The sequence below is a fragment of the Phytoactinopolyspora limicola genome (assembly GCF_011320225.1).
In the GTDB taxonomy this organism is placed as follows: domain Bacteria; phylum Actinomycetota; class Actinomycetes; order Jiangellales; family Jiangellaceae; genus Phytoactinopolyspora; species Phytoactinopolyspora limicola.
Genome location: NZ_JAAOEN010000001.1, coordinates 601,220 through 624,176, shown reverse-complemented (window position 1 = coordinate 624,176; position 22,957 = coordinate 601,220). Strand labels below are relative to the sequence as shown.

The 22,957-nt window shown below is 66.7% G+C and carries 21 protein-coding genes and 1 tRNA gene; 11 read left to right on the top strand and 11 right to left on the bottom strand.

What is annotated here, in order from left to right; translation table 11 throughout:
* Positions 1-12: 12 nt before the first annotated feature.
* The 7 genes from G8760_RS03070 to G8760_RS03040 form a co-directional block, all read right to left on the bottom strand.
* Positions 13-2,103, bottom strand: a complete 2,091-nt coding sequence (locus G8760_RS03070; protein ID WP_166346427.1) for an MGH1-like glycoside hydrolase domain-containing protein — start codon at positions 2,101-2,103, stop codon at positions 13-15.
* Positions 2,100-3,380: an enolase C-terminal domain-like protein gene (locus tag G8760_RS03065; RefSeq protein ID WP_166346424.1), complete on the bottom strand. Its 1,281-nt coding sequence runs from the start codon at positions 3,378-3,380 to the stop codon at positions 2,100-2,102. Before G8760_RS03065 ends, G8760_RS03070 begins: the two co-directional genes overlap by 4 nt.
* A 20-nt stretch (positions 3,381-3,400) precedes the next feature.
* Complete coding sequence (locus tag G8760_RS03060) at positions 3,401-4,201, bottom strand: SDR family NAD(P)-dependent oxidoreductase (protein WP_166346421.1); 801 nt, start codon at positions 4,199-4,201, stop codon at positions 3,401-3,403.
* Positions 4,202-4,260: 59 nt separating this feature from the next.
* The gene (locus tag G8760_RS03055) at positions 4,261-5,079 is read right to left on the bottom strand and encodes a carbohydrate ABC transporter permease (RefSeq protein WP_166346418.1); all 819 of its coding nucleotides are present in this window, start codon (positions 5,077-5,079) and stop codon (positions 4,261-4,263) included.
* 10 nt (positions 5,080-5,089) lie between these two features.
* Positions 5,090-6,022: a carbohydrate ABC transporter permease gene (locus tag G8760_RS03050; RefSeq protein WP_207781960.1), complete on the bottom strand. Its 933-nt coding sequence runs from the start codon at positions 6,020-6,022 to the stop codon at positions 5,090-5,092.
* Positions 6,019-7,311 carry an ABC transporter substrate-binding protein gene (locus tag G8760_RS03045; RefSeq protein WP_166346415.1) on the bottom strand — a complete coding sequence of 431 codons (1,293 nt, stop codon included), beginning with the start codon at positions 7,309-7,311 and terminating at the stop codon, positions 6,019-6,021. The genes G8760_RS03050 and G8760_RS03045 overlap by 4 nt, the downstream gene beginning before the upstream one ends.
* A 67-nt stretch (positions 7,312-7,378) precedes the next feature.
* Positions 7,379-8,104, bottom strand: coding sequence for a FadR/GntR family transcriptional regulator (locus G8760_RS03040; protein WP_166346412.1), 726 nt, complete (start codon positions 8,102-8,104; stop codon positions 7,379-7,381).
* 125 nt (positions 8,105-8,229) lie between these two features.
* Between G8760_RS03040 and G8760_RS03035 the strand changes: the two genes are divergently transcribed.
* Positions 8,230-9,219 carry a metallophosphoesterase family protein gene (locus G8760_RS03035; protein WP_166346409.1) on the top strand — a complete coding sequence of 330 codons (990 nt, stop codon included), beginning with the start codon at positions 8,230-8,232 and terminating at the stop codon, positions 9,217-9,219.
* Between the two features lie 129 nt (positions 9,220-9,348).
* On the opposite strand, the gene G8760_RS03030 is transcribed toward G8760_RS03035, so the two are convergent.
* On the bottom strand, positions 9,349-10,035 hold the full coding sequence (locus G8760_RS03030) for a response regulator (RefSeq protein ID WP_207781959.1): 687 nt from the start codon (positions 10,033-10,035) through the stop codon (positions 9,349-9,351).
* A complete protein-coding gene (locus G8760_RS03025) occupies positions 10,032-10,796 on the bottom strand; it encodes a sensor histidine kinase (protein WP_166346406.1) in 765 nt (254 codons plus the stop codon). Before G8760_RS03025 ends, G8760_RS03030 begins: the two co-directional genes overlap by 4 nt.
* A 227-nt stretch (positions 10,797-11,023) precedes the next feature.
* Between G8760_RS03025 and G8760_RS03020 the strand changes: the two genes are divergently transcribed.
* The 4 genes from G8760_RS03020 (at position 11,024) to G8760_RS03005 (ending at position 15,782) form a co-directional block, all read left to right on the top strand.
* Positions 11,024-12,424, top strand: coding sequence for an FAD-binding oxidoreductase (locus tag G8760_RS03020; protein ID WP_166346403.1), 1,401 nt, complete (start codon positions 11,024-11,026; stop codon positions 12,422-12,424).
* Between the two features lie 184 nt (positions 12,425-12,608).
* Positions 12,609-13,592: an ATP-binding cassette domain-containing protein gene (locus G8760_RS03015; RefSeq protein ID WP_246222407.1), complete on the top strand. Its 984-nt coding sequence runs from the start codon at positions 12,609-12,611 to the stop codon at positions 13,590-13,592.
* Positions 13,589-14,440: an ABC transporter permease gene (locus G8760_RS03010; RefSeq protein WP_166346400.1), complete on the top strand. Its 852-nt coding sequence runs from the start codon at positions 13,589-13,591 to the stop codon at positions 14,438-14,440. Before G8760_RS03015 ends, G8760_RS03010 begins: the two co-directional genes overlap by 4 nt.
* A 289-nt stretch (positions 14,441-14,729) precedes the next feature.
* Positions 14,730-15,782 carry a methyltransferase domain-containing protein gene (locus G8760_RS03005; protein WP_166347940.1) on the top strand — a complete coding sequence of 351 codons (1,053 nt, stop codon included), beginning with the start codon at positions 14,730-14,732 and terminating at the stop codon, positions 15,780-15,782.
* A 101-nt stretch (positions 15,783-15,883) separates the two neighbouring features.
* Here the strand turns inward: G8760_RS03005 and G8760_RS03000 are convergent, their stop codons facing one another.
* Positions 15,884-16,168 (bottom strand): hypothetical protein, encoded by a 285-nt coding sequence (locus tag G8760_RS03000; protein ID WP_166346397.1) that lies wholly within the window; start codon positions 16,166-16,168, stop codon positions 15,884-15,886.
* A 113-nt stretch (positions 16,169-16,281) separates the two neighbouring features.
* Here G8760_RS03000 and G8760_RS02995 point away from each other — a divergent pair, with 113 nt between their 5' ends.
* Positions 16,282-16,446, top strand: a complete 165-nt coding sequence (locus G8760_RS02995; RefSeq protein WP_166346394.1) for a hypothetical protein — start codon at positions 16,282-16,284, stop codon at positions 16,444-16,446.
* Between the two features lie 89 nt (positions 16,447-16,535).
* Here G8760_RS02995 and G8760_RS02990 read toward each other — a convergent pair.
* A tRNA-Leu gene (locus G8760_RS02990) sits at positions 16,536-16,622 on the bottom strand.
* Positions 16,623-16,970: 348 nt separating this feature from the next.
* On the opposite strand from G8760_RS02990, the gene G8760_RS02985 reads away from it, so the two are divergent.
* The 5 genes from G8760_RS02985 (at position 16,971) to G8760_RS02965 (ending at position 22,931) form a co-directional block, all read left to right on the top strand.
* Complete coding sequence (locus G8760_RS02985; RefSeq protein ID WP_166346391.1) at positions 16,971-17,681, top strand: FHA domain-containing protein; 711 nt, start codon at positions 16,971-16,973, stop codon at positions 17,679-17,681.
* A gap of 3 nt (positions 17,682-17,684) precedes the next feature.
* Complete coding sequence (locus tag G8760_RS02980; RefSeq protein WP_166346388.1) at positions 17,685-18,152, top strand: FHA domain-containing protein FhaB/FipA; 468 nt, start codon at positions 17,685-17,687, stop codon at positions 18,150-18,152.
* Between the two features lie 6 nt (positions 18,153-18,158).
* Entirely contained in the window at positions 18,159-19,706 is a 1,548-nt protein-coding gene (locus G8760_RS02975) for a PP2C family protein-serine/threonine phosphatase (protein ID WP_166346385.1), read from the top strand.
* 346 nt (positions 19,707-20,052) lie between these two features.
* Positions 20,053-21,444, top strand: coding sequence for an FtsW/RodA/SpoVE family cell cycle protein (locus G8760_RS02970; protein WP_246222406.1), 1,392 nt, complete (start codon positions 20,053-20,055; stop codon positions 21,442-21,444).
* Positions 21,441-22,931 (top strand): peptidoglycan D,D-transpeptidase FtsI family protein, encoded by a 1,491-nt coding sequence (locus G8760_RS02965; RefSeq protein WP_166346382.1) that lies wholly within the window; start codon positions 21,441-21,443, stop codon positions 22,929-22,931. Before G8760_RS02970 ends, G8760_RS02965 begins: the two co-directional genes overlap by 4 nt.
* Positions 22,932-22,957: the final 26 nt, after the last annotated feature.

The window sequence follows — 22,957 nt, the reverse complement described above, 5'->3', positions numbered from 1 at the left end:
CATTTCCTGTTGTCACGCCGGGGTGACGGTGCCATCGGCGGCGACGTCGTAGCTGACACCACCCACCACCAGTCCGGTCAGCACGGCATCCGGATCCAGTCGAGACACGATCGGATCAGCGGTCACCGCGCCATCCAGGCCAACCCGCACCCCGAACACCGACTCGATCACCAGCGACGCCCATGAACCCGCCGACGAACACGCCCAGTCGATCAGATACGGGAACTGCGGCGGCGACTTCACCGCACCGCCGTTGACCGCGGCCTCCGCCTCCTCGACGAAGTGCGCCTGACCGGGCGGGCCCTGGTTGGCAGTCCGGGCCAAACCGGGGATCCAGTCCAAAGCCACGTCGGGCGCACCCAGCTCTACCAGCGCCCGCGCGGCATCAGCGGGCCACGCCGGGTAGGCACCGTTCCACTGGTGATCCGGCCGGACGCTGAAGACGGCGTCGTCGTCGTACGGAGACAACGCCCGCATCCACGACGGTGTCTGCAACTCCCGACGGAAGAAGTCCACCATCTCAGCCCGCTGATGGTCGGCCAGGTCGGCTGCGATGGTCGTGCCCACCGTCGAGAAGTCGTAGCAGTGCCGCACCGGCACCAGCCGGCCATCGGGGTGACGCGCGTGGAAGAACCCTCCACCGTCGACGTACAGCTTCTTCACCTCGCCGGCCAGGTCGTCCGCGTCGGCGCGCAGCCGTCCTGCCGTCGCGGCGTCGCCGGTCAGCTCGGCCACCTCGGCGGCGGCCCGAAGGCACCAGACGTTGGCCGCGTTCAGGCTGGCCACCTCGTGTACGTAGGTGCTGACGCACTCCAGGAGGTTGTCGATCCCGCCGTAGTCGGCCAGCGCACTGCCGGCCCGCAGGCCCTTCCATGCCTGCGACCATTCGACGACATGTTCGGCCACCCGACGGGCCGGGCCGTCGGCGGCGGATACCCGCTGGTCCAGGAACGAGCGGTCGCCGCTGAGCCGGACGTAGTCGCGGACCAGGCGGGTCATGGCGTAGTCGTTCACCGAGTACCACGGTCCGACGGATCCGCCGGTCTGCCACTCGATACCGAAGTGGGTGTGGATGTCGGTGCTGACCCAGTGTTCGATGTAGCGACGCATCGGCTCCGGGTCCAGCAAGCCGTGCACGAACGAGCTGAGGCTGTAGTCCCAGATGAACGTCGTGGTCTGCCAATAACGCGGCATGAGGGTGTCGTAGGCCCGGCCGAGCACGCTGGCCGCGCTGTCCCGGCGGAACCAGATGACACCGAGCACTCCCCACCAGTACAGGCGCCGCAACGCATCCGAACTGGTCCGCAAGATCGGCATGCTGCCGGAGAACTCGCCGGAGCCCGGCGTGAACGCCGCGGCCAGTTGTCGGTTCCACTCCTCCTCGGCCCGCCGCACCGCACCGGGAACGTCGTCGACCAGCTCCCGGTAGGCGACGGCGGCGGCGTCCTCATCGCCAGCGACGACGTGGACGTAGCCGACCCGTCCGCTGCCGCCCGGTTCCAGCCGCAACTCGGTGAAGACCGTCCGCGCATCCCGGACTCCGCCCGCGCCGTCCAGGCCCTGCATGCTGACCGCGCTACCCGACTCCGCGCGGGCCACCACCGCGGGACGGCCGGTGATCGCCTCGAAGGTGTTCGCTTCACTCGGCGGCGACGGCTCCAGCCACGGCTTTCCGGCCGCGGTCACGGTGGAGTCCAGCGAGAAGGCCAAGGGGACGATCCTGGTTTCGGCACCCTGATTGGTGACGGTGATATCGACGACGACGCCGGTGGCCCCGGGCGGGCACGCCGTGACCGTCTCGATGGCCAGGCCGTCCACGGTGCAGCGGCGGACAACCTGGTCCGGACGCCAGATCACTTCTACCGTCGGGCCGTAGGAGCGCAGCAGCCGCCCATCGAGATACAGCGTTCCGGTCACGGCGTCACCATGGGAGAACGGCGGGAAGTTCACGCTGCGCACCGCCACTACGTCGTGGTCGACCTGGACGGCGCCGAGAAAGTTGGTCAACCCGGGCGGGTTGAACATGTCGTCGAACCGGTGAGTGAGGACGTCGCTCGTCAGGTCGGCGACGGTGGGGATATCGGGTGTGCCGGGGGTCGTCATGCGGGGGATGCCTCGTTCCTTGTGCGGCCGGCGACGGCGGTGCCGGGCAGGGGGGTACCGGCGACAGCCGGGTCGGCGTAGTCGAAGTTGGGCAGCAGCGGATACCATTCGGGCCGGCCAGGGTCACGGTCGTAGGGGTAGCTGCCCAGCTCGCGGTAGAGCTCGGCGTATTCGGCCACCTTGTCCCGGTCCAGCGTGACACCGAGTCCCGGAGCCGACGGCACGTCGATCGCACCGTCCCGGTACTCGAACTTGCCGCCGGCGATGACGTCGCCCGTGAGATGGTGGTAGTGAGCGTCGGCCGCGAACGTCAGGTTCGGCACCACCGCGCCCATGTGCAGCATCGACGCTAGCTGAATACCCAGCTCGCCGGACGAGTGCACCGCCACGCCCAGCTGGAACGTCTCGCAGACTCCGGCGGCCCGGATACATGGCCGGATGCCACCCCAGAACGTGGTGTCCAGCAGGATGACGTCGACGGCGGGGTCGCGGACGTTCGCCGCGAGCTGCTCGAAGTTCACAACGACGGTGTTGGTGGCGATCGGCAGGGACGTCTTCTCCCGGATCCGGCGCAACCCGTTCATGCCGAACGTGGGGTCTTCGATGAAGTCGTTGGGCAGGTCTTCGATGGCCCGGGCGAACCGGATGCCTTCTTCGACGCTCAACGCCCCGTTGGGGTCGTACCGGAACCGGTCACCGGGGAACTCCTCGGCTAGCGCCCGGTAGCACCGCAATTCGTACTCCGGGGGAAACACGCCACCCTTGAGTTTGTGAGTCCGGAATCCGTACTCCTCCCGTAACTCCCGGGCGTGGTCCACCAGCTGCTCGACAGTACGGACCTCACCGGCACCGGTCGAGTTCGGATAACGGAAGAACAGATAGCTGGCGAACTCGATCCGATCGCGGACCCGCCCGCCCAGCAGCTCGTGCACCGGGACACCGAGATGCTGGCCCTGGAGGTCCAGGCAGGCGAATTCAATGGCCGCGAGCAGCTGGGTGCGGTTGTTGTACAGGCTCGCGGTGGGGTTGGCCAGCATAAAACGTAGTGCCTCGGTCCGCGCCGGGTCGTGACCGACGAGGTAGTCGCGCAGCCCCTGGACGGCCGCCTCGGCGCTCTGCCCGCCGCCGCCCATCTCGCCCAGGCCGATGAGTCCGTTGTCGGCCTCGACTTCTACGAGCGTCCGGACGAACCGGCCCCAGTGTGCCCCGTTGCTGTGCCGCAGCGGTGCTTCCAGCGGCACTGTCACGGTGGTGGCACGGACATCGGTGATCCGCATGGTGCTCAGTACTCCTCGTCCTATTCAGGCAGCGCTACGTTGAGCGCCGCGGTTAATCCACCGTCGACGCGCAGGTCGGCGCCGGTGATGAAACTCGCCTCGGGGCCGGCAAGGTAGGCGATGGCCTGAGCCACCTCTGCCGGAGTGGCCACCCTGCCGATGGGGTGGGCCCGTCCCCAGTCGGCGACCAGGTCGTCCGGGTCGCGGTCGCAGGCGAACCGGCCGGCTGCCCAGCGGAGCATGGGCGTGTCGACCGATCCCGGGCAGACCGCGTTGACCCGGATGCCTTCGGCGGCGTGGTCGACGGCCATCGCTTTGACCATGGCGACCAGGGCGCCCTTGCTGGCCGCGTAGGCAACCACGCCAGCCTGGGCGGCGTAGGCCTGGACCGACGCCACGACGACGACACTCCCGCCACCGCGGGACCGGATCTGCGGGATGAAGTGGTGACACGAAGCGAATACGCCGCGCAGGTTCACCGCCATGAGCTCGTCATATTCGGCGACACTCATCTCATCGACGGTTCCGTATCGTTGCACCCCGGCGGCGCACACCAGCACATCGACTCCGCCGTACCGATCGCCGGCCGTCCGGGCCGCCACGGCGAGTTGTTCGTCGTCGCTGACATCCACCTGTTCGGTCTCCACCGCGAGCGCTTCCGTCGCGGCGGCGGCACCGAGCCGGGCCAGCGCGGCCGGGTCGCGATCCAGCGCGATGACGGTGTCACCGCCGCGGGCCAGGTGCAACGTGGCCGCCTCGCCGATGCCGGCTGCCCCGCCGGTGACGGCTACCACCCTGGGCCGGGTCTTCGTCGTCGCCATCGTGTCTCCTTCGTCGGCTCGTCGTTCAGGTTGGTCTCGTCGTCAAGGTGGAGCAGGGCTCAGAACTGTCCCAGCGCGAGGCCGCGCGAGAAGATCCGCTGGGTGGCGAGGAAGAGGACGACGGTGGGGATGGACACCAGGAGGCCGCCCGCCAGCACTACCGGCATGGCCGAACCTCCGTAGGTGCTCTGCAACGCGGTCAGCGCCGTCATCACCGGCCGCACGTCGTTGGACTGGCTCAGGGTGAGCCCCAGCAACAGGTCGTTCCAGATGAACGTGGCCTGCAGGATGAACACCGCCACCATCGCGCTCTTGGACATCGGCAGGTAGATCCGCCAGAAGATCCGCCACGTGGAGGCGCCGTCCACCACTGCCGCCTCGAACACGTGGTGGGCGATGCCGGTGAAGAAGTTGCGCATGACGAACGCGGAGAACGGCACGCTGATCACCGTGTAGACGAGGATCAGTCCGATCCTGGTGTCGTACAGACCGGTCTCGGCGTAGCCAACGAACAGCGGCATCAGGAGCATCTGCAGCGGGAACACGGTGCCACCGAAGATGAAGACGAACCACCAGAAGCCGTGCCGCAGCCGCAACGCGACGATCGCGAAACCCACGCTGGCCCCGATCAGCACCCCCACGAGCGGACCGGTGACGCTGTAAATAAGGGTGCTCATGACGGTGGAGCCGAGGTCGGCGCGTTCCCACACGTCACGCATGTTGTCCAGCAATGCCCCGCCGAACGCCGGCTTCCAGACCTCCGCCGACGAGTAGTCGCCAGGCAGCTTCGACGCGTTGGCGATGAGTAGGTAGACCGGCACCAGCCACAGCAGCCCGAGAACGCTGAGGAAGACCGGACGGATCACTTTATTGACCATGGCCGCCCCCCTACAGAGCCTTGCGCTCGGACAACTGCCGGCGCAGGTAGGCGATGGAGGCGGTCAACGTGACGACGGTGAGGAAAACCGAGACCGCGCCGCCCAAGCCGTACTCGCTCTGCACGAAGGTCTCCCGGTACATCGTGATGGCGAGGGTCTCGGACGAGCGGCCCGGTCCGCCCTGGGTCATCACCCACACCACGTCGAACGTCTTCAAGCTGGCGACGATGGACAGGCCGACGACGACGGTCGTGAGCGGACGCAGCATCGGCCAGAGGATGTGCCGGAACATCGTCCAGCCCGACGCACCGTCCACCCGGGCCGCCTCGACCGGCTCCTTGGGGATGGATTGCAGGCCGATGACGAACAGCAGGGCGTTGACCCCCGACGCTTGCCACGCCGCCGCACCGATCATGACGAAGGTGTTGAGTGGCGCGTCGAGCAACCAGCGAGAGTCCGCGCCCGGGAGGCCAAACGTGTCCATCGCCTGGCTCAGTGCGCCGCCGCTTTGCAGGATGAAACTCCAGATCACCCCGACGGCCACCCCGGAGATCGCGTACGGGATGAGGAACGGCAGCCGGAACCAGGCACCGAAGCGCATGTTGTACGTGAGCACGGCGATCAACAGACCGATACCGACCGGCACCGCGATGGTCCCGACCACCCAGAAGGCGGTGTTCCGAAGCGACGTCAGCAACGCCGGGTCGGAGAACATCGCCACGTAGTTGTCGAGGCCGATCCACTCCGGCGACCCCAGACCCCGGTACCGGGTGAAGCTCAGGAACGTGGTCCAGAGGAACGGCAGATAGAGCAGACCGGCGACGATGAACACGCCGGGCGCGACGAACCCCTTGGCCGACCACCGGTAGGAGGGGCGGCCGCCGGAACGGGTCCGGCGCACCACCCCACTGTCCGGGTCGACCTGGACGGACGTGGAACTCACTGGTTGGCCCAGTACGCGTCCGCTTCGGCCTGGATGTTCTCCAGGATCGGCATCGGGTCACCGGGGTTGGTCACGAAAGCCCCGAATCCGTCGAGTGCAGCGGTGAGTACCGGCTGCGGGGTCGCCTCGAAGTAGCGCTCGATGAGGCGGATGTCGCCGGCGTTGGCCTCTTCACCCAGATCGGCCAGCCGCTCGTCGCGGATCTCGGCGTTGGGGTTGAAGGAGACGTCGCCCCGGGCGTTGGCCCACTCGGTCTGTGCGTCGGCGCCCAGCCACCAGTCCATGTAGGCGACAGCCTCGGCCCGGTCGTCGGCCTCCTCGGCCGCACACAGGGGACCGGTCTCCACGATCAGGGAGGTCTGGGGGAGGTCCGGGTTCACGTTGGGGATGACGAAGAAGTCGTAGTCCTCGCCCGAGGTCATATCCAGCGCGTTGAGTGATCCGGTGAAGAACGTGCCGAAGTTGAGCATGGCGAGGTCGCCGTTGTTCAACAGCACCTGCGGGTCGTCGGCCAGGCCCGGGTCGCTGAAATAGCCCGCCTCGATCATGTCGCCCCACTGCTCCATGACCGCCACCACACCGGGGTCGGTGTAGCTGGCCTCGCCGGTCCCCAGTGCCTCGTACAGGTCGGGATCACTGCCGGCCAACAAGGTCTGGAACCAAACGAAGGAGAACAGGATGTTGGTCTGGTAGAACGCGGGAATTCCCTCGTCCGCCAGCGTCTCGGCGATGTGCATGAGGTCGTCCCACGTCTGCGGCGGCTCCAAGCCATGGTCGGCGAAGACGTGTTTGTTGTAGTAGAGCACCCAGTACGCGACATTGAGCGGGACACAGTACTGATCACCGTTGTAGGTGTAGTACTGCTGCAGGTCTTCGGGCACGTCGCCGTTGGCGATGGCCTCGGCCCAGAGATCTCCCGTCGACGCGACCATTCCCTCGTCGACGAGTTCAGCCAGTGCGTCGCCGGTGTGCCAGGTGAACAGAGTCGGCTTCTCCGCGGTGCGGAAAGACTGCTTGATGAACGCGGAGTAGGTGTCCGCGTCGGAGTACCCGGTGAAGTCGAGATCGAATCCGATCTGATCCTCAGAAGCAGCGCTGACCTGGTCGAACTGTGGCTCCCAAGCGGCTTTGTCGGTGTAGAACTTGAGCGTACCGCTGTCCGCCACCGTGCCGTTGGTGCCGGGACCGCCGTCATCGCTGCTGCCGTTGCCGTCGTCGCCACCGCCGCAGGCGCTGAGGGCGAGCGCTCCGGCCAGACCGGCTATCGCGAGCATTCTCGTGTGCTTCATGACACCACCTCGTTGTGTTTGGTCAGAAAGGTGCGCGCGCCGGACCGGCGCTCGGACTACGGATGAGCTACGAGCCTTGTGACAACCGCTCCCGCACGATGCGGATGACGTTGTCGAGATGCTCATGCATGGCCTGGCGGGCCGCGTCCACGTTGCCGTCCACGATGAGCTCGGTGATCCGCCGGTGCTCCTCGAAGTCCCGGTCCTCGTCACCGTGTAATCGCAGGATTTCGCGCTGCTCTTCGGCGTGGATGAACACGATCGAGTCGATGACCTCGGCCAGGATCGTGTTCCCGCCAGCAGCGGCGATGGTGCGGTGGAAGTTGAGGTTGACCAGCCACAGCCGGTCGTCACCGGCCGAGATGCACTGGCGAGCCTCGTCGAGTGTCTCCACCATCAGATCGATGCCTTGGCGCTCTCGCACCGTGGCGGCGAGCGCGGCGATCGGTGGTTCGATCTGTAGGCGCGCCCCCAGCAGTTCGATGAGCTGTTCGCCGGTGGGACTAGGGGAGAGCGGATTGGGCAGCACCATCCGGCGGACGTTCTCCCCGACGTACACCCCGGACCCGTGCCGCAAGCTCACCCCGCCCATAGCCTCGAGTCTGCGTAGAGCCTCCCGCATCGTGGGCACCGCTACTTGGAATCGCGTCGCGAGTGTCTTGACCGATTCCAGCTGATCGCCCGGTTGCAACGACTCGTTGTGGATCATCGATGCGACGGCCATGGCGAGATCGCTGGACAGGCTGCGACGCTCCGGAGTGCCGACGTCGGCAGGCGGTCCACTGGAAGACATAAAGTGATCTAATCACTTTATGTCTTCCAGGTCGAGCGTCGTGACCAAACCGAAACCCGCCGGCATAGGTGCCGTCGCATCACACGCCCACCGGGTGTTCACCCGCGGCACGTAGGGTCACGCAGGTGCCGACCATCGTCCACGCCGCCGACCTGCATCTGAACAGCCCACTCCGAGGTCTGCCCGGACTGGCCGCCGATCTCCTACCCGCCCCCACCTGGACCGCCTTCGATGCCCTGATCGACCTCGTCATGCGGGAGCAGGCGGACGTGTTGATCCTGGCGGGGGATCTCACCGATCGGGACTGGTACGACGGCGCCGTCGCGCGCCGCCTGCACGACTCGCTCGCCGCCCTACACGAGGCGGCGATCCCCGTGCTCATCACCAGCGGCAACCACGACGCCACCTGCCGGGCACGAGAACGCATGATCGACGTCGCCGGGCCACTCCCACCTGCCACGATCTGGTTCGACACCGACCACGCCCACACCCACGTTCTCGACGACATCGGCGTCGCCGCCCACGGCCGCAGCCTGCCCGCCGGTGCCATCGCCGCCGACCTGGTGCCCGGCTTCCCGTCCCCGGTTCCTGACCTGCTCAACGTCGGCATCCTGCATACCAGCCTCGACGGCACCCGCCCTGGCAAACCGTGTGCACCCACCACCGTGTCCGCCCTGAACGACGCCGGCTACCAGTACTGGGCGCTCGGGCACGTCCACACAAGGGAGGTGGTCTCACGAGATCCACTGATCGTCTACCCCGGCAATATCCAGGGCCGCGGGATCGGTGAGCCGGGGCCCAAGGGCGCCACCGTGATCGACGTCGACGGAACCAGGGTCACCCGGACCACCCACCACGAACTGGCGGCGGTGCGCTGGGAAAGGGTGCGGGTAGATACCACCGGCCACCGACGCGCCGACGAGATCATCGAGCACACCCTGGCCGTACTCGACCACGCCGCCGACGTACTAGAACCCGGACAACGGCTGGCCGCGCGTATCGAGATCGCCGCGGCGCCACCCACACTGGGTGACCAGGCCGAGATGTCGGCCGGCATCCGCGCCGCCGCCACCCGAGACCCGCGATTTCTCCTCGAACGGATCGAGTGGGTCTAACACCAACCGCCCATCCCCGGCCCGCCGATCCGCGGCCCCGGCCACAACCGCCACAAGCTTCCGTACTGCGCCTATAGCGACAACAAGCTTCCGCGTGGCGGCGCGGCGTCGAGCGGCTCTGAGCGTGGCTCACCCGCCGGTGCGGCCGTCTCGTCGAGGACTGACCAGCCCACATTCGTAGGCGAACACCACCAGCTGGGCGCGGTCGCGCACCCGCAGTTTGGTCATCGCCCGGCTTACGTGTGTCTTCGCCGTCAACGGGCTGATCACCATCGTTTCGGCGATCTCGTCGTTGCTCAGGCCGCGTGCCACGAGCGCCACGACCTCTCGCTCCCGGTTGGTCAGCTCCGTCAGCTCAGCCGGCACGTGGACGGTGCGCGGGCGCGACACGAACTCCTGGATCAGCCGACGGGTGATCACCGGAGCCAGCAACGCATCTCCCCGTGCGGCCACCCGTACCGAGCTGAGTAGATCGGCCGGCTCGATGTCTTTGACCAGGAAGCCCGCAGCTCCAGCGCGTAGGGCGTCGAACACGTACTCGTCGATACCGTAGTTGGTCAGGATGACCACGTGTACACCGGCGAGGTTAGGGTCGGCCGCGATCTGGCGGGTGGTCTCCACACCGTCCAGCCCAGGCATCTGGATATCGACAAGCGCCACGTCGGGACGGTGCGTTCGGGCCAGCGCGACCCCTTCCGCGCCGTCGGCGGCCTCACCCACGACATGGATGTCGTCTTCGGCGTCCAGCAGCGCCCGGAAACCACCGCGGATCAGTGGTTGGTCGTCCACCAGCAACACCGCGATCCGGTCGCTCACGTGCGCACCGTCGGGAACTCAGCCCGGACGCTGAATCCGCCCTCAGGGCGCGGCGCGGCGTGCAACCGCCCGCCCAGCGCCGCAACCCGCTCCCGCATACCCGTCAACCCGGTACCGGCCGGCTGCTCCACGTCCGGCCGGGCCGCGCCGTCATCATCGATGTGGACGACGAACCGGTCCGGGCCGTAATCGAGCCGCACCACGGCGGTCGCCGGACCGGCATGCCGAGCGACGTTCGTCACCGCCTCCTGGACGATCCGGTAGGCCGCCTCGTCGATCCCGGCCGGCAGCCGGTGACGCTGCCCGGTGACGCTGACGTCGACTGGTACACCGGCCGAACTAGCCCGCTCGGCCAGCTCGTCCAGCCGATCCAGGCCACTGCCGTTGGAGTCGTCACTGCGCAGCGTGTCGAGGGTCGATCGCAGCTCCCGGATAGCCTCTCCGCTCGCGTCCTGGATCGCCACCAGTGCCTCCGGCGCCTGCTCACCGTTCTTGCGCGCCAGGTGCACAGCTACGCCGGCCTGCACCTTGATGATCGAGATGTTGTGGGTCAGGGAGTCGTGCAGGTCGCGGGCGATACGCAGCCGCTCCTCGATGGCCCGCCGGCGGGCGGCCTCCTCGCGGGTTCGCTCCGCTTCGGCGGCACGTTCCTCGACCTCTCGTACGTAGGCTCGCCACTGCAGGTAGCTCGCTGTCATCCCCACCGCCGTTGCCACCCAGCCAGCGATGAGGAACGTCTTCAGTCGGCGATCGGCAGCCATGCTGGCATCGTAGACGCCCGCCGCTCACCACGGCGTCCTCCGCGCGGAGTGCTCCGCCACTGCTCCCGCGGGAGTAGTCAGCCCCCTGCACGATGCCTCCGCGGTACTCACAACTGCCTCCCCACGTGCGACGACACCACCGGGTCGGACCAGCCAGCATCGTCTCAGCAGGCTCACCCATGCGGCCAGAACACACCCGGGGCACCACCACCCCATCGGAGGCGACCATGACCATACGTTCCGTGACCCCGCCCGCCATCGGCGACGTCGTACGCCAGCTGCACGGCTCCTTCGCCGGTGACGTCCACCTGCCCGGTCAGCCCGGCTACGACGCCGAGCGGGCTTCGTGGCACCGCACAGCCGACCCCTGGCCCGCCATCATCGCCGTGGCCACCAACGAACGCGACGTCCAGGCGGCGGTGCGAGCGGCGGCCACCCACGGGATGCCGCTGACGGTGCAGGCCACCGGGCATGGCACCTATCCGGGCGACGACAACGGGATACTGCTCAAGACGTCGCGGCTGGACTCGGTGATGGTGGACCCGGCCAGTCGCACCGCACGGGTAGGGCCGGGCACCCGGTGGTCCGCCGTCGTCGACGCGGCAGCCCCCTATGGGCTGGCGCCGCTGTCCGGCACCAGCTCCATCGGGGCGACCGGTTATCTGCTCGGCGGAGGGGCAGGATATCTCTCCCGCACCTTCGGGTTGGCCGCCGACAGCCTCGTCCGGGCCGACGTGGTCACCAGCAGCGGCCAGCGGCTCACCGTCAGCGGCGACGAACATCCGGACCTGTTCTGGGCGCTACGCGGCGGAGGCGGCAACTTCGCCGTCGCCACCTCCATCGAGTTCGTCCTCTTTCCGGTGGAGAAGGTGTACGCGGGGATCTCTTTCCACGACGCCAGCCGGACGCAGGATGTCCTCCGTCGCTACCGGGACTGGGTCACCACCGCCATCCCCGATGAGGTCAACACCGCGGTCATCCTGGCCACGATGCCTGAGGCAGCACAGGTTCCGGAGCCGATCCGGGGCCGGGCAGTGCTGGGCATCCGAGCCGTGTGTGCCACCACAGCCGCCAATGCGGAGCAGCATCTAGCCCCACTCCTCGACGCCGCGGGTCCGGCCCTCGCCGGTGGCTTCGCCGAGCAGACCTACGCGGCGGCGAGCGCCCAACTCAGTGGCCACCCACAGCCACCGACAGCCGTCGCTCAACGGTTCGAGCTGCTCCACACCCTGCCCGACGACGTCATCGAGCCGCTCGCGGCCGCCGCGGCCGGACCGATCGTCGTCGAGGTGCGGCATTGGGGCGGCGCGATAGCCCGACCCGGCCCGAACGCCGGTGCCGCCGGGCACCGAGACGTGCCGCTGTCAGTGCTGGCCGCCGCTATGGCCGGTACCCGCGACGAGCTGGCCCACGCCACACCCGCACTCGACCGTTTGATCGAACAGGTCCGGCCGTGGGCGACCGGCGGCTCGTTCCTCAACTTCCTCGCCGACACCGGCCGCACCGCCGCCGCGTATACACCGGACAACTATCGCCGGCTCGCCGAGGTCAAACGGGTCTGGGACCCCAACAACCTCTTCCGGGGCGGGCACAACATCCTTCCCGCTGCCGACGCGGATTCCATATGAACAGGGCAGAGGGGCGATGGCGCCGAAACCGCGGCCGTCGCCATCCGACCTTGTCACCGCCCAGGGATACATTGATTTCCTGGAACATCAGCCGATGCCGATGCGTTCCAGCCTCACCGGCGGTCTTCATCAAAGACACGAACTCTGGCCCACCCATCGAGCGGGCCCGTACAAGGAGGAAGTCGTGAACGATCCCGGCCCCAACCTCGCCGTCGAGACGTCTGGGTTGGTCAAACACTTCGGGGAGACGCGCGCGGTCGACGGGGTTGACCTCGCCGTTCGCACCGGGACGGTCTTCGGTGTTCTCGGACCCAACGGAGCCGGCAAGACGACCACGGTGCGCATGTTGGCCACGCTGCTCCAACCAGATGCCGGAGAGGCCCGGGTGCTCGGGCACGACGTCGTGCGTGAAGCCGACGCGGTCCGCAGTCGCGTCAGCCTCACCGGCCAGTTCGCCTCGGTCGACGAGGATCTCACCGGCTTGGAGAACTTGATCCTGCTCACCCGGTTGCTCGGGTACTCACGAGAGAGCTCCCGCGCTAGGGCGACGGAGCTGCTGGAGGCGTTCGGGTTGACCGATGCCGCCGGGCGGCAGGTCAAGAAGTACTCCGGCGGTATGCGCCGCCGCATGGACATCGCCGCGAGTATCGTCGCCACACCTGACGTGCTGTTCCTCGACGAACCAACCACGGGCCTCGATCCCCGCAGCCGCAACCAGGTGTGGGACATCGTCCGGGTTCTCGTCGCCGGCGGCACGACGGTCCTGTTGACCACCCAGTATCTGGACGAGGCGGACGAGCTGGCCGACCGGATCGCGGTGATCGACCATGGAAAAGTCATCGCCGAAGGCACCAGTGGCGAGCTGAAAGCATCGGTCGGGTCGGGCACCGTCCACATTCGCCTGGCCGACGCCGGGCAGCGCCCAGACGCCGAACAGCTGCTCAGCCAGCGCCTGGGAGTCCAGATCTACCTCGAACACGACCCCGTGGCGCTCACCGCCCAGTCCGGCGACGCCGCCCTTGTCTCACGCACCATCACTGAACTGACCACCTCGGGCATCGCGGTGACGGAGTTCTCCCTCGGTCAGCCCAGCCTGGACGAGGTTTTCCTGGCCTTGACGGGTCATCCCGCCGAAGCGGACGACGAGACTACCGAGGACGCAGCATGAGCACCAATACCTCCCAGCGGGGCAGTCGCAGTCAACCAGCCGTAGATGAAGCGCTGCTCGCGGCGCTGGCCACCCGGCCGCGCCCGCCGCGGCCGAGCCCGGTGCGGGCGTCCTTGACGTTCGGCTGGCGCGCGCTGCTCAAGATCAAGCACGTACCAGAGCAGCTGTTCGACGTGACCATGTTCCCCATCATGTTCACCCTGATGTTCACGTTCCTGTTCGGTGGCGCACTGGCCGGCTCCCCGCGGGAGTACATCCAGGAGTTGCTGCCGGGCATCCTGGTGCTGACCGTAGCGATGATCACCATGTACACCGGCCTAGGCATCAACAAAGACATCAGAAAAGGTGTCTTCGACCGGTTCCGCTCGTTGCCTATCTGGCGGCCCGCCGTACTGGTCGGGGCCCTGTTCGGTGACATTCTCCGGTACACCCTCGCCTCGGCGATCGTCATCGGGCTGGGCCTGCTGCTCGGGTTCCGGCCCAACGGCGGCGCCATCGGTGTCATCGCGGCGGTGGCGCTGTTGCTGGTGTTCGCCTTCAGCCTGTCGTGGATCTGGACCGCCCTCGGAATGCTGATGCGCACCGAAGAGTCCCTGATGGCGGTGAGCATGATGATCCTGTTCCCGCTGACGTTCATCAGCAACGTCTTCGTCGACCCGGCCACTATGCCCGGCTGGCTCGAGTCGTTCGTCGACATCAACCCGATCACCCATCTCTCGACCGCGTCACGTGGCCTGATGCACGGATCGGTGGATGGATCGCAGGTTCTGTGGGTGTTGATCGCCTGCGCCGTGCTCATCGCGGTGTTCGGCCCGCTCACCATGCGGCTGTTCCGCAAGAAGCAGTAGAGCCCCAGATAGCCCCGCGGCCACCACACCGAGTCGCGGGGCTACCGGCCGTTGGCCCGCCGGAGCTGCCCCAGCCGATAGGCGGATGTGTGTCGGACGCCGCCTTTACCAGACCATGACTTGCCCTTGACTGGTGATCGAGACATTGCCGCAAGGGGATGTCGCCGGGTGCGGTCATAGCCGAAGAGGGGTCGGCTGAGCCGGCATGCGGATCAGCGAGGCCCACCGTCGTGGTGCATCTCCCGTGGCAATTGCCGTCCACATCGAGAGGAGCATCATGTCTGTGGACGTGAACGAGGAACGGTTGCAGGAGTTCGGCGGTCACGTGGCCGGGTATCTCACCGGCGCCGTACTCAGCTTCGCCATCTGGCTGGGTGACGAGTTGGGTCTGTATCGGGCGATGGCGGGCCAAGGCCCGATGACCGCCGACGGGGTAGCCAAACGGTCTGGCTGCCACCCGACGCTGGTCCGGCAATGGATCGACGGCCAGGCCGCCGGCGGCCTGGTCACCTACGACGGAACCACCGACACCTACGAGCTGAGTCCAGAAGCGGCGCTGACGCTGGCCGACGACACGTCACCCGCCTTCATGGCCCGGGCGATCCAGGCGTTCGGATCTCTCTACCGCGACCTCGACAAACTGGCCGACGCATATCGCGGCGACGGCGGATTGTCGTGGAGCGACCACGATGCGGCCCTATTCGAAGGCACCGAATGGTTCTTCCGAGGCGGCTACCGGGCCGAGTTGCCAGCCTGGTTGGCCATGCTGGACGGGACCCATACCACGCTGTCCAACGGCGGCCGGATCGCCGACGTCGGCTGTGGGCATGGTGCGTCGTGTGTGGTGATGGCAGAGGCCTATCCAGGTGCACACGTCTATGGCTTCGACTTTCACGCCGCGTCGATCGAGATCGCCGCCCAGCGTTGCGCCGAGGCGGGCGTGGCAGATCGGACGAGTTTCGCCGTCGCGGACGCCAAGAGCTATGGCGGGACGTTCGATCTGATCTGCTTCTTCGACTGCCTCCACGACATGGGTGATCCCGTTGGCATCGCCAGATACGCACGACAGAGGCTGAGCCCTGAGGGCAGTGTTCTGCTGGTTGAACCCTTCGCCCTCGACGACCGCGCGGCGAACATGACGGAGAACCCGTTGGCGGCACTCGGCTACACCGCGGGGGCAACGGTGTGTACACCTAACTCGCTGTCGCAAGAGGTCGGCCTCGGGCTCGGCCCTCAGGCGGGGGAGGCGCGGCTTCGCGCGGTGTTCGACGAGGCCGGTTACTCACGCTTCCGCAGGGTTGCCGAGACGCCTCTCAACCTGATTTTGGAGGCCAAACCATAAGTCGCGCGGGCAGCCAAGCCAAAGGACAGGTCCTGAACGAGCGGCGGGCAGCCTAAGAGGCCGCGGAAACCACCCCGATTGTGCACCTGATCTCCGTTTTGTCACCTGATCTTCTTTGTGGCGACGATCAGATGCACGGAGGCGACGACGCTGCTGGTCAGCGCGGTGGGTGCTGCATCTGATCTCGTCTCATGACGTGGACGGTGGGCGATCAGATGCACGAACCGGGGTGTATCGGTGGGTAGTGCATCTGATCGTCGGCCCCGTTTGGCGTCGACCGCGTCGTTGCGGGACACACCCCAACCGAGGTGCGGCCACGTGCCGCGGTAGACCCATCCGGGGTGCGGCCCGGTGTGGTTGTAGGCCCCGACGGGGTGCGGAGCCACCGCGGCGTACGCCCGGCCTGGGTGTTCGTCCTACCTGGATGTATGTCCTGTCCGGATGCACTGCGTGTGGCCCCAAGCGCACGTCGGACCGCGCGGGGCAAGAATCGCCCGGCGTGCTGGACGATCAGATGCATGATGCGCTCCTGAAAGCGGTTGTCGTGCATCTGATCGCCCACCGTCCACGTCATGAGACGAGATCAGATGCAGCACCCACCGCGCTGACCAGCAGCGTCGTCGCCTCCGTGCATCTGATCGTCGCCACAAAGAAGATCAGGTGACAAAACGGAGATCAGGTGCACAACCGGGGGCGGCGCAAAACGAAACTCCCGGTCAGACCTGTCTGACCGGGAGTTCTTCGTTCACCTCGTGGTGCGCGAGGGGGGAGTTGAACCCCCACGTCCTTTCGGACACACGGACCTGAACCGTGCGCGTCTGCCTATTCCGCCACCCGCGCGCTGCAAATGCCACCTCAACTAGCTGGATGGCCTGCGGCAAAGAAGTCTAACACGCATGCGGGGCCTGCATGAACGTCCGGACGGACGGCCGCTCAACTCGGCTTCCCTGGGCCGAGTGCCGTCGTCATCGACTCCCCCGGTGCGCTGGCCCCATACTGCGAGGAGCACAATAAACAGCCGGGCCATCCGCGGTGCCGACGCCGGTTCTCCACGCCCGCCCACCGCAACACGATGCCATGGCCGCATCGACGTGCCGAACACAGCTACGATCGGAGACTGAGTCAACCGGCACCCTGGGATCGGCCGGGCACCGGTGGCTCGGAATTCATGAGGGGAAGGAGGTGGCCATGGGCGTCCTGCAGCGATTCGAGCGACGGCTCGAGAGTCTCGTCCAGGGTGCGTTCACCAGGGCATTCAGGTCGGAGGTCCAGCCTGTCGAGATCGCCGCTGCTATTCAGCGCGAGATCGACAACAACGCGCAGATCGTCTCCCGGCAGCGTTCGCTCGTGCCGAACTCCTTCGTGGTCGAGTTGGGCCCAAGCGACCATGATCGCCTAGGCCCTTACACCGCCACACTCAGTACCGTACTCGTCCAACTCGCGAGCGAACACGCCGAACTGCAGCACTACGCCTTCACCGGGCCAGTCAGCGTCGCGTTCGAGCGACACGAGGATCTCCGAACCGGAGACTTCCGGGTCCGCAGTCAGGTACGGGCCGGTGTCGACCGCGCGCCGGCATACTCTCCTTCACCCACCACCGAGACCCAATCGGCCGGATACCTGGTGATCAACGGCACTCAGCACCCGATCGTCGCGCCCGGTGTAGTGCTCGGCCGGGGCAGCGAGTCCGACATCCGCATCGACGATCCCGGCATATCACGGCGGCATGTCGAGATACGTGTGCGCCAATCCGGGGCGGAAACGCAGTTGGTGGCCGTGGATCTCGGCTCCACGAACGGTACGGTGATCGATGGCGCACGCGTTCCGCAAGCCCCGGTCACCGACGGCTCGCAGATCACGCTGGGTTCCACGGTCGTCCATGTCTACCGGCGGAGGTGAGGGGTGTCTGAGCTGACCCTGACGGTGATCAAGCTCGGCTTCCTCGCCGTGCTCTGGCTTCTTGTGCTGTCGGTCACCTCGGCCATGCGCGCTGACCTCTTCGGGGTCCGCCCACCGAAGCCTCCGAAGCCGTCCCGGGAAGCCGCACGTCAGGCCAAGCAGCCACGTAATGGCAAGGGGTTCCCAGCTCGAGCCGTGATCATCGAAGGACCCGACACCGGCCGCACCGTCCCCTTGGAGGGTGCCCCGGTCACGTTCGGCAGAGGTGATGACTGCACGATGCCGCTGGCGGACGAGTACATCTCGACCCAGCATGCGCGCCTGCGCTTTCACGAGGGGCAGTGGTACGTGGAGGACCTTGGGTCCACCAACGGCACCTACGTCGGCAACGACCGGCTCACCCGCAGCACGCCGGTCAGCGTCAAGAGCAGGTTCCGGCTCGGTAAGACCGTCGTCGAGCTGCGGAAGTAGGCACAGATGCCGTTGACGTTGCACTACGTTGCCCGGTCGCACGTGGGCTTGATCCGTGAGGGCAACGAAGACTCCGGTTATGCCGGTCCGCACCTGCTTGCCGTCGCCGACGGCATGGGAGGACACGCAGCCGGTGAGGTCGCCAGCCGGGCGGCTATCGAAGAACTCGTGGCGGTCGAGCTCGGGCCGACACAAGAAGAACCACTCGATGCCATGTCGGCTGCCATCACGGCGGCGAACAGCCGGATCCGCCAGCTCATCTCGGACGACCCATCCCGTGAAGGTATGGGAACCACGGTGACCGCGCTGTTCTGGACCGGCACCGCCCTGGGCATGGCACATATCGGAGACTCGCGTGCCTACCTGCTGCGCGACGGTGCCATCGATCAACTGTCACACGATCACACGTTCGTCCAGTCGTTGGTGGACGAAGGCCGCATCACCCTCGACGAAGCCAGCGTCCATCCCGCACGGTCGCTGATCCTCAAAGCTCTGCAGGGCCAGACACAGGTCGACCCAGATCTCCTCATCGTCGAGGTCAGGCCCGGTGACCGGCTGCTGGTGTGCAGTGACGGGCTGTCCGGCGTGGTCTCGGATTCCACTCTGGCCGAAACACTCGGGTCCATCGAAGGCCTCGACGACGTCGCCGACGAGCTCGTCCGCCTCGCACTCGCGGGTGGGGCACCTGACAACGTCACCTTGATCGTCGCCGACGTGCGGGAGACCGATCACGTCCGAAGCCCTGACGACACCGCCGAGGCTTTCCTGGTCGGCGCGGCGGCCGGCGACCCCCCGACTGCCCCCGAGCGACCCACTCGACGACGCCCGGCGGCGCTACGGGCGCTGCTCGGTGGTGACGACGATTCGCACGACCCGGAAGACCTGGAGGCGATGCGCTACGCGTTGCGCTCGCCCCGAAGGTATCGGTGGGTACGCCCAGTGGTGTTGCTGGTGGCGGTCGTCCTCCTCGGCTGGGTGGGGTTGAACATCGCCGACCAATGGGTGCGCTCGCAGTACTACGTCGGGCAGAGCGACGGCGAGGTGGCCATCTTCCAGGGCGTCAGTCAGGAGATCGGCCCGATCCGCCTGTCCGAGTTGCACGAGGTGCCCGGCGGGCTGCCGGTGGACGCACTTCCGGTTCTCCAGCGGGACCGGGTGGAGAGCACCATCCCCGCCAGCAACGTCGACGACGCCGCGTACATCGTCAACTCGCTGCGGCGGGATGCGTGCAACGCCTACGAGACCCGACGCTCGCGTGACGCCGACGCCGACGCCGACACTGATACCGACGAGGACGAGGACGACGGCGAAGACGACGAGACCGGCACCGATGCACCTGACGACACCGACGCCACCGCCACTCCGGACGCCTCGCCCGACCCGTCGCCGGAGGTTACGGTTGCACCCGGTGGCGCAGGCGACGACGGCGGGCCAAGCGACGAGGGCGACGAACCGGACGACGACGCCAGCGACGACGAACCCCAAGCTGGGCAGGCCGATCCTGGGGGCTGGCTCCCGGCGGACACGGATCTCGATTGCACGGGGGTCTGGTGAAGGGCGCAGCGACGAGTGAGCGTAGTGGTCGGCGCGACGAAGGAGCACCGCCCACGCAGCAAACGAGGACCGAAGCCCGAACAACACAACTGGTGAAGGGCGCAGCGACGAGTGAGCGTAGTGGTCGGCGCGACGAAGGAGCACCGCCCACGCAGCAAACGAGGACCGAAGCCCGAACAACACAACTGGTGAAGGGCGCAGCGACGAGTGAGCGTAGTGGTCGGCGCGACGAAGGAGCACCGCCCACGCAGCAAACGAGGACCGAAGCCCGAACAACACAACTGGTGAAGGGCGCAGCGACGAGTGAGCGTAGTGGTCGGCGCGACGAAGCCCGATCGGAGGGCCGGTGAGTCTCGATCAGAACCGGCTGCGCCTCGATCAGCCGTCCAATGACGACCCTGTGGTGCCTCGCCGGGGCCGTGGAACCGAGCTGATCCTGCTCGTCTTCGCCGTGGGTATTTCCACGTTCGCTTACATCAATGTCGACCTGGGCGCGCTCGGTGAGGTACCCCCCGATGCCTTGGCGTACATGGGTACGTTCGCGGCGGTGGCGGGGTTGGCGCACATCGTGATCCGGATCCGGGCGCCCTACGCGGACCCGGTGATATTGCCGATCGTGGTGACGTTGTGTGGGCTGGGTTTGGCGATGCTCCACCGGTTGGACATCGCCGACGAGGCGGCGCGCGCCAATGTTCAGCTGACCTGGATGCTGTTGGGTGCGGCGTTGTTCATCGTTGTGCTCTTCTTCGTTCGTGACCACCGTATCCTTGCCCGCTACCCGTATTTGGCCGGGCTGACCGGGCTGGTCCTGTTGGTCCTGCCGCTGATGCCGGTGATCGGGCACGACATCCGGGGTGCGCAGATTTGGATCCGTATCGGCGGGATGAGCTTCCAGCCGAACGAGGCCGCCAAGATCGTGTTGATCATTGCTTTCGCCGGTTTCCTGGTACAGAGCCGCGATGCGTTAGCGCTGGCCGGACGGCGGTTCATCGGAGTCGACCTGCCGCGGGCACGTGATCTCGGGCCGATCTTGATTGTTTGGTTGACCGCGCTCGGCATCTTGACCGTGCAGAACGATATGGGACCGTCGGTTCTGCTGTTCGGCAGTTTCGTTCTGTTGATCTACATCGCGACCGAGCGGATCTCGTGGATCATTCTCGGCTTGCTGATGATGCTCGGTGGTGCGTGGGCGGCGTACCAGCTGGTGTCGCAGGTGCGGCCGCGGTTCGATCTCTGGCTCAACCCCTTCGACGACCCCACCAATCAGATTGCCCAGGCGCTGTTTGGGTTGGCCTACGGCGGGACCATCGGTACCGGTCTTGGGCAGGGTTATCCAGACATGATCCCCATCGCCGAAAGCGACTTCATTGGCGCCGCGCTGGGTGAGGAGCTCGGACTGGCTGGCCTGACGGCCATCATCTTGTTGTACGCGCTACTCGTCTCGCGTGGTTTGCGGTCGGCTCTGGTTTTGCGCGACCCCTTCGGCAAGCTGCTGGCGGCCGGTCTGGCCTCGTCGTTGATGTTGCAGGTGTTCGTCGTCCTCGGCGGAGTCACCAAGCTGATCCCGATGTCTGGGCTCACCACCCCATTCCTCGCGCTTGGTGGATCCTCGTTGATAATGAACTGGGTCTTGGTTGCGTTATTGATCCGGCTGTCCGATGCGGCCCGGCGCCCAGCGCCGACGGAGGCGCCGTCATATTCGGACGATGCCGTCACCCAGGTGGTGAGGCTCCGATGAACTCCCCGATCCGGCGGGTGTCGGCGGGTTGCCTGCTTCTGGTGCTCGCACTCCTGGTGAACATCACCTATATACAGGCCTTCTGGGCAGACGAGTTGAACGCCCGCGGCGACAACCGCCGGGTCACCATCGCCGAGTACGCGCGTGAGCGTGGCCCTATCCTGCTGGCCGACGACACCCCGGTAGCGGTGTCTCGCGAGGTGGATGGCGACTTCAAGTTCCGGCGCGAGTATCCGGAAGGGGCGCTGTATGCGCCGCTGACCGGGCACTACTCCTACCTGTATCACCGATCGGCGATCGAACGCGCACAAAACGACATCTTGTCCGGCGAGGATGATCGCCTGTTCGTGCGGCGGCTGATCGACCTGGTGACAGGGGAGGAGCCTAAGGGTGGTGCGGTCAAACTGACCATCAACCCGGCCGCACAGCAGGCAGCGTGGGACACGCTCGGCAACAACAAGGGTGCGGTGGTTGCGCTTGACGTACGGACCGGGGCGATCCTGGCGATGGTCACCAAACCTTCGTACGACCCCAACCCGCTGGCCAGTCACTCCATCAGAGAGCAGCGCGAGGCGTGGATCGAGATCCATGGCGATCCGGAGAACGACATCCCAGCGGATCCCGACAAGCCGGCTGACAACCGCGCCATCGCCGAAACATTGCCCCCGGGTTCGGTCTTCAAGCTGGTCACCGCGGCGGCGGCCTTGGAGTCCGGAGAGTACGAGCCGGATTCGGTGGTGTTCGGCGGGGCGGAGTATCCGTTGCCGTTGACCAACCGGACGCTACCGAATCAGAGTGGTCAGGCTTGCGGAAGCAATGACGAGACCACCATCACCAACGCGCTGCGGATGTCGTGCAACACCGCGTTCGCCGACATAGGTGCGGAGTTGGGCGACGACGCACTTCGTGACCAAGCCGAGCGGTTCGGGTTCAACTCACGCCCGCTGACCAAAGACGACATGAACGCTGCCACCAGTCGGTTCCCCGATGATCCGGATGCACCGCAAACGGTCCTGTCGGCGATCGGCCAGTTCGACGTCACGGCCACTCCGCTACAGATCGCCATGGTCTCCGCAGCGATCGCCAACGGCGGTGTGCTGATGGATCCGTACGTCGTCCAGGAGTTACGCGCCCCCGACCTCGTGTCCACGATCCAACAGACCGAGCCGGAAGAGTTGTCGCGGGCGATCTCGCCGGACACCGCCCGCCGTCTGACCGAGATGATGGTGGACGTCGTCGAGAACGGCACCGGGGCGAACGCACAAATACCCAACATCCAGGTGGCCGGCAAGACCGGTACGGCGCAGAGCGCGCCGGAGCGGCCGCCGTACGCCTGGTTCACCTCGTTCGCCCCCGCCGACGATCCTCGCGTCGCGGTGGCGGTCGTGATCGAGGACGCGCCGGATACCGCTCGCAGCGACATCGGTGGCGGCCGGCTGGCCGCGCCGATCGCTAAGGCGGTTATGGAGGCGGTGTTGAGCTCGTGACCGTCATGTCTCACTTATTGGACGTT

What these genes read in the sequence shown, in the direction of transcription:
- G8760_RS03060 (WP_166346421.1), bottom strand. Translation starts at nt 4,201, where the DNA reads ATGGCGACGACGAAGACCCGGCCCAGGGTGGTAGCCGTCACCGGCGGG.
- G8760_RS03070 (WP_166346427.1), bottom strand. Translation starts at nt 2,103, where the DNA reads ATGACGACCCCCGGCACACCCGATATCCCCACCGTCGCCGACCTGACG.
- G8760_RS03045 (WP_166346415.1), bottom strand. Translation starts at nt 7,311, where the DNA reads ATGAAGCACACGAGAATGCTCGCGATAGCCGGTCTGGCCGGAGCGCTC.
- G8760_RS03065 (WP_166346424.1), bottom strand. Translation starts at nt 3,380, where the DNA reads ATGCGGATCACCGATGTCCGTGCCACCACCGTGACAGTGCCGCTGGAA.
- G8760_RS02975 (WP_166346385.1), top strand. Translation starts at nt 18,159, where the DNA reads ATGCCGTTGACGTTGCACTACGTTGCCCGGTCGCACGTGGGCTTGATC.
- G8760_RS02985 (WP_166346391.1), top strand. Translation starts at nt 16,971, where the DNA reads ATGGGCGTCCTGCAGCGATTCGAGCGACGGCTCGAGAGTCTCGTCCAG.
- G8760_RS03025 (WP_166346406.1), bottom strand. Translation starts at nt 10,796, where the DNA reads ATGGCTGCCGATCGCCGACTGAAGACGTTCCTCATCGCTGGCTGGGTG.
- G8760_RS03010 (WP_166346400.1), top strand. Translation starts at nt 13,589, where the DNA reads ATGAGCACCAATACCTCCCAGCGGGGCAGTCGCAGTCAACCAGCCGTA.
- G8760_RS03055 (WP_166346418.1), bottom strand. Translation starts at nt 5,079, where the DNA reads ATGGTCAATAAAGTGATCCGTCCGGTCTTCCTCAGCGTTCTCGGGCTG.
- G8760_RS03020 (WP_166346403.1), top strand. Translation starts at nt 11,024, where the DNA reads ATGACCATACGTTCCGTGACCCCGCCCGCCATCGGCGACGTCGTACGC.
- G8760_RS03040 (WP_166346412.1), bottom strand. Translation starts at nt 8,104, where the DNA reads ATGTCTTCCAGTGGACCGCCTGCCGACGTCGGCACTCCGGAGCGTCGC.
- G8760_RS02965 (WP_166346382.1), top strand. Translation starts at nt 21,441, where the DNA reads ATGAACTCCCCGATCCGGCGGGTGTCGGCGGGTTGCCTGCTTCTGGTG.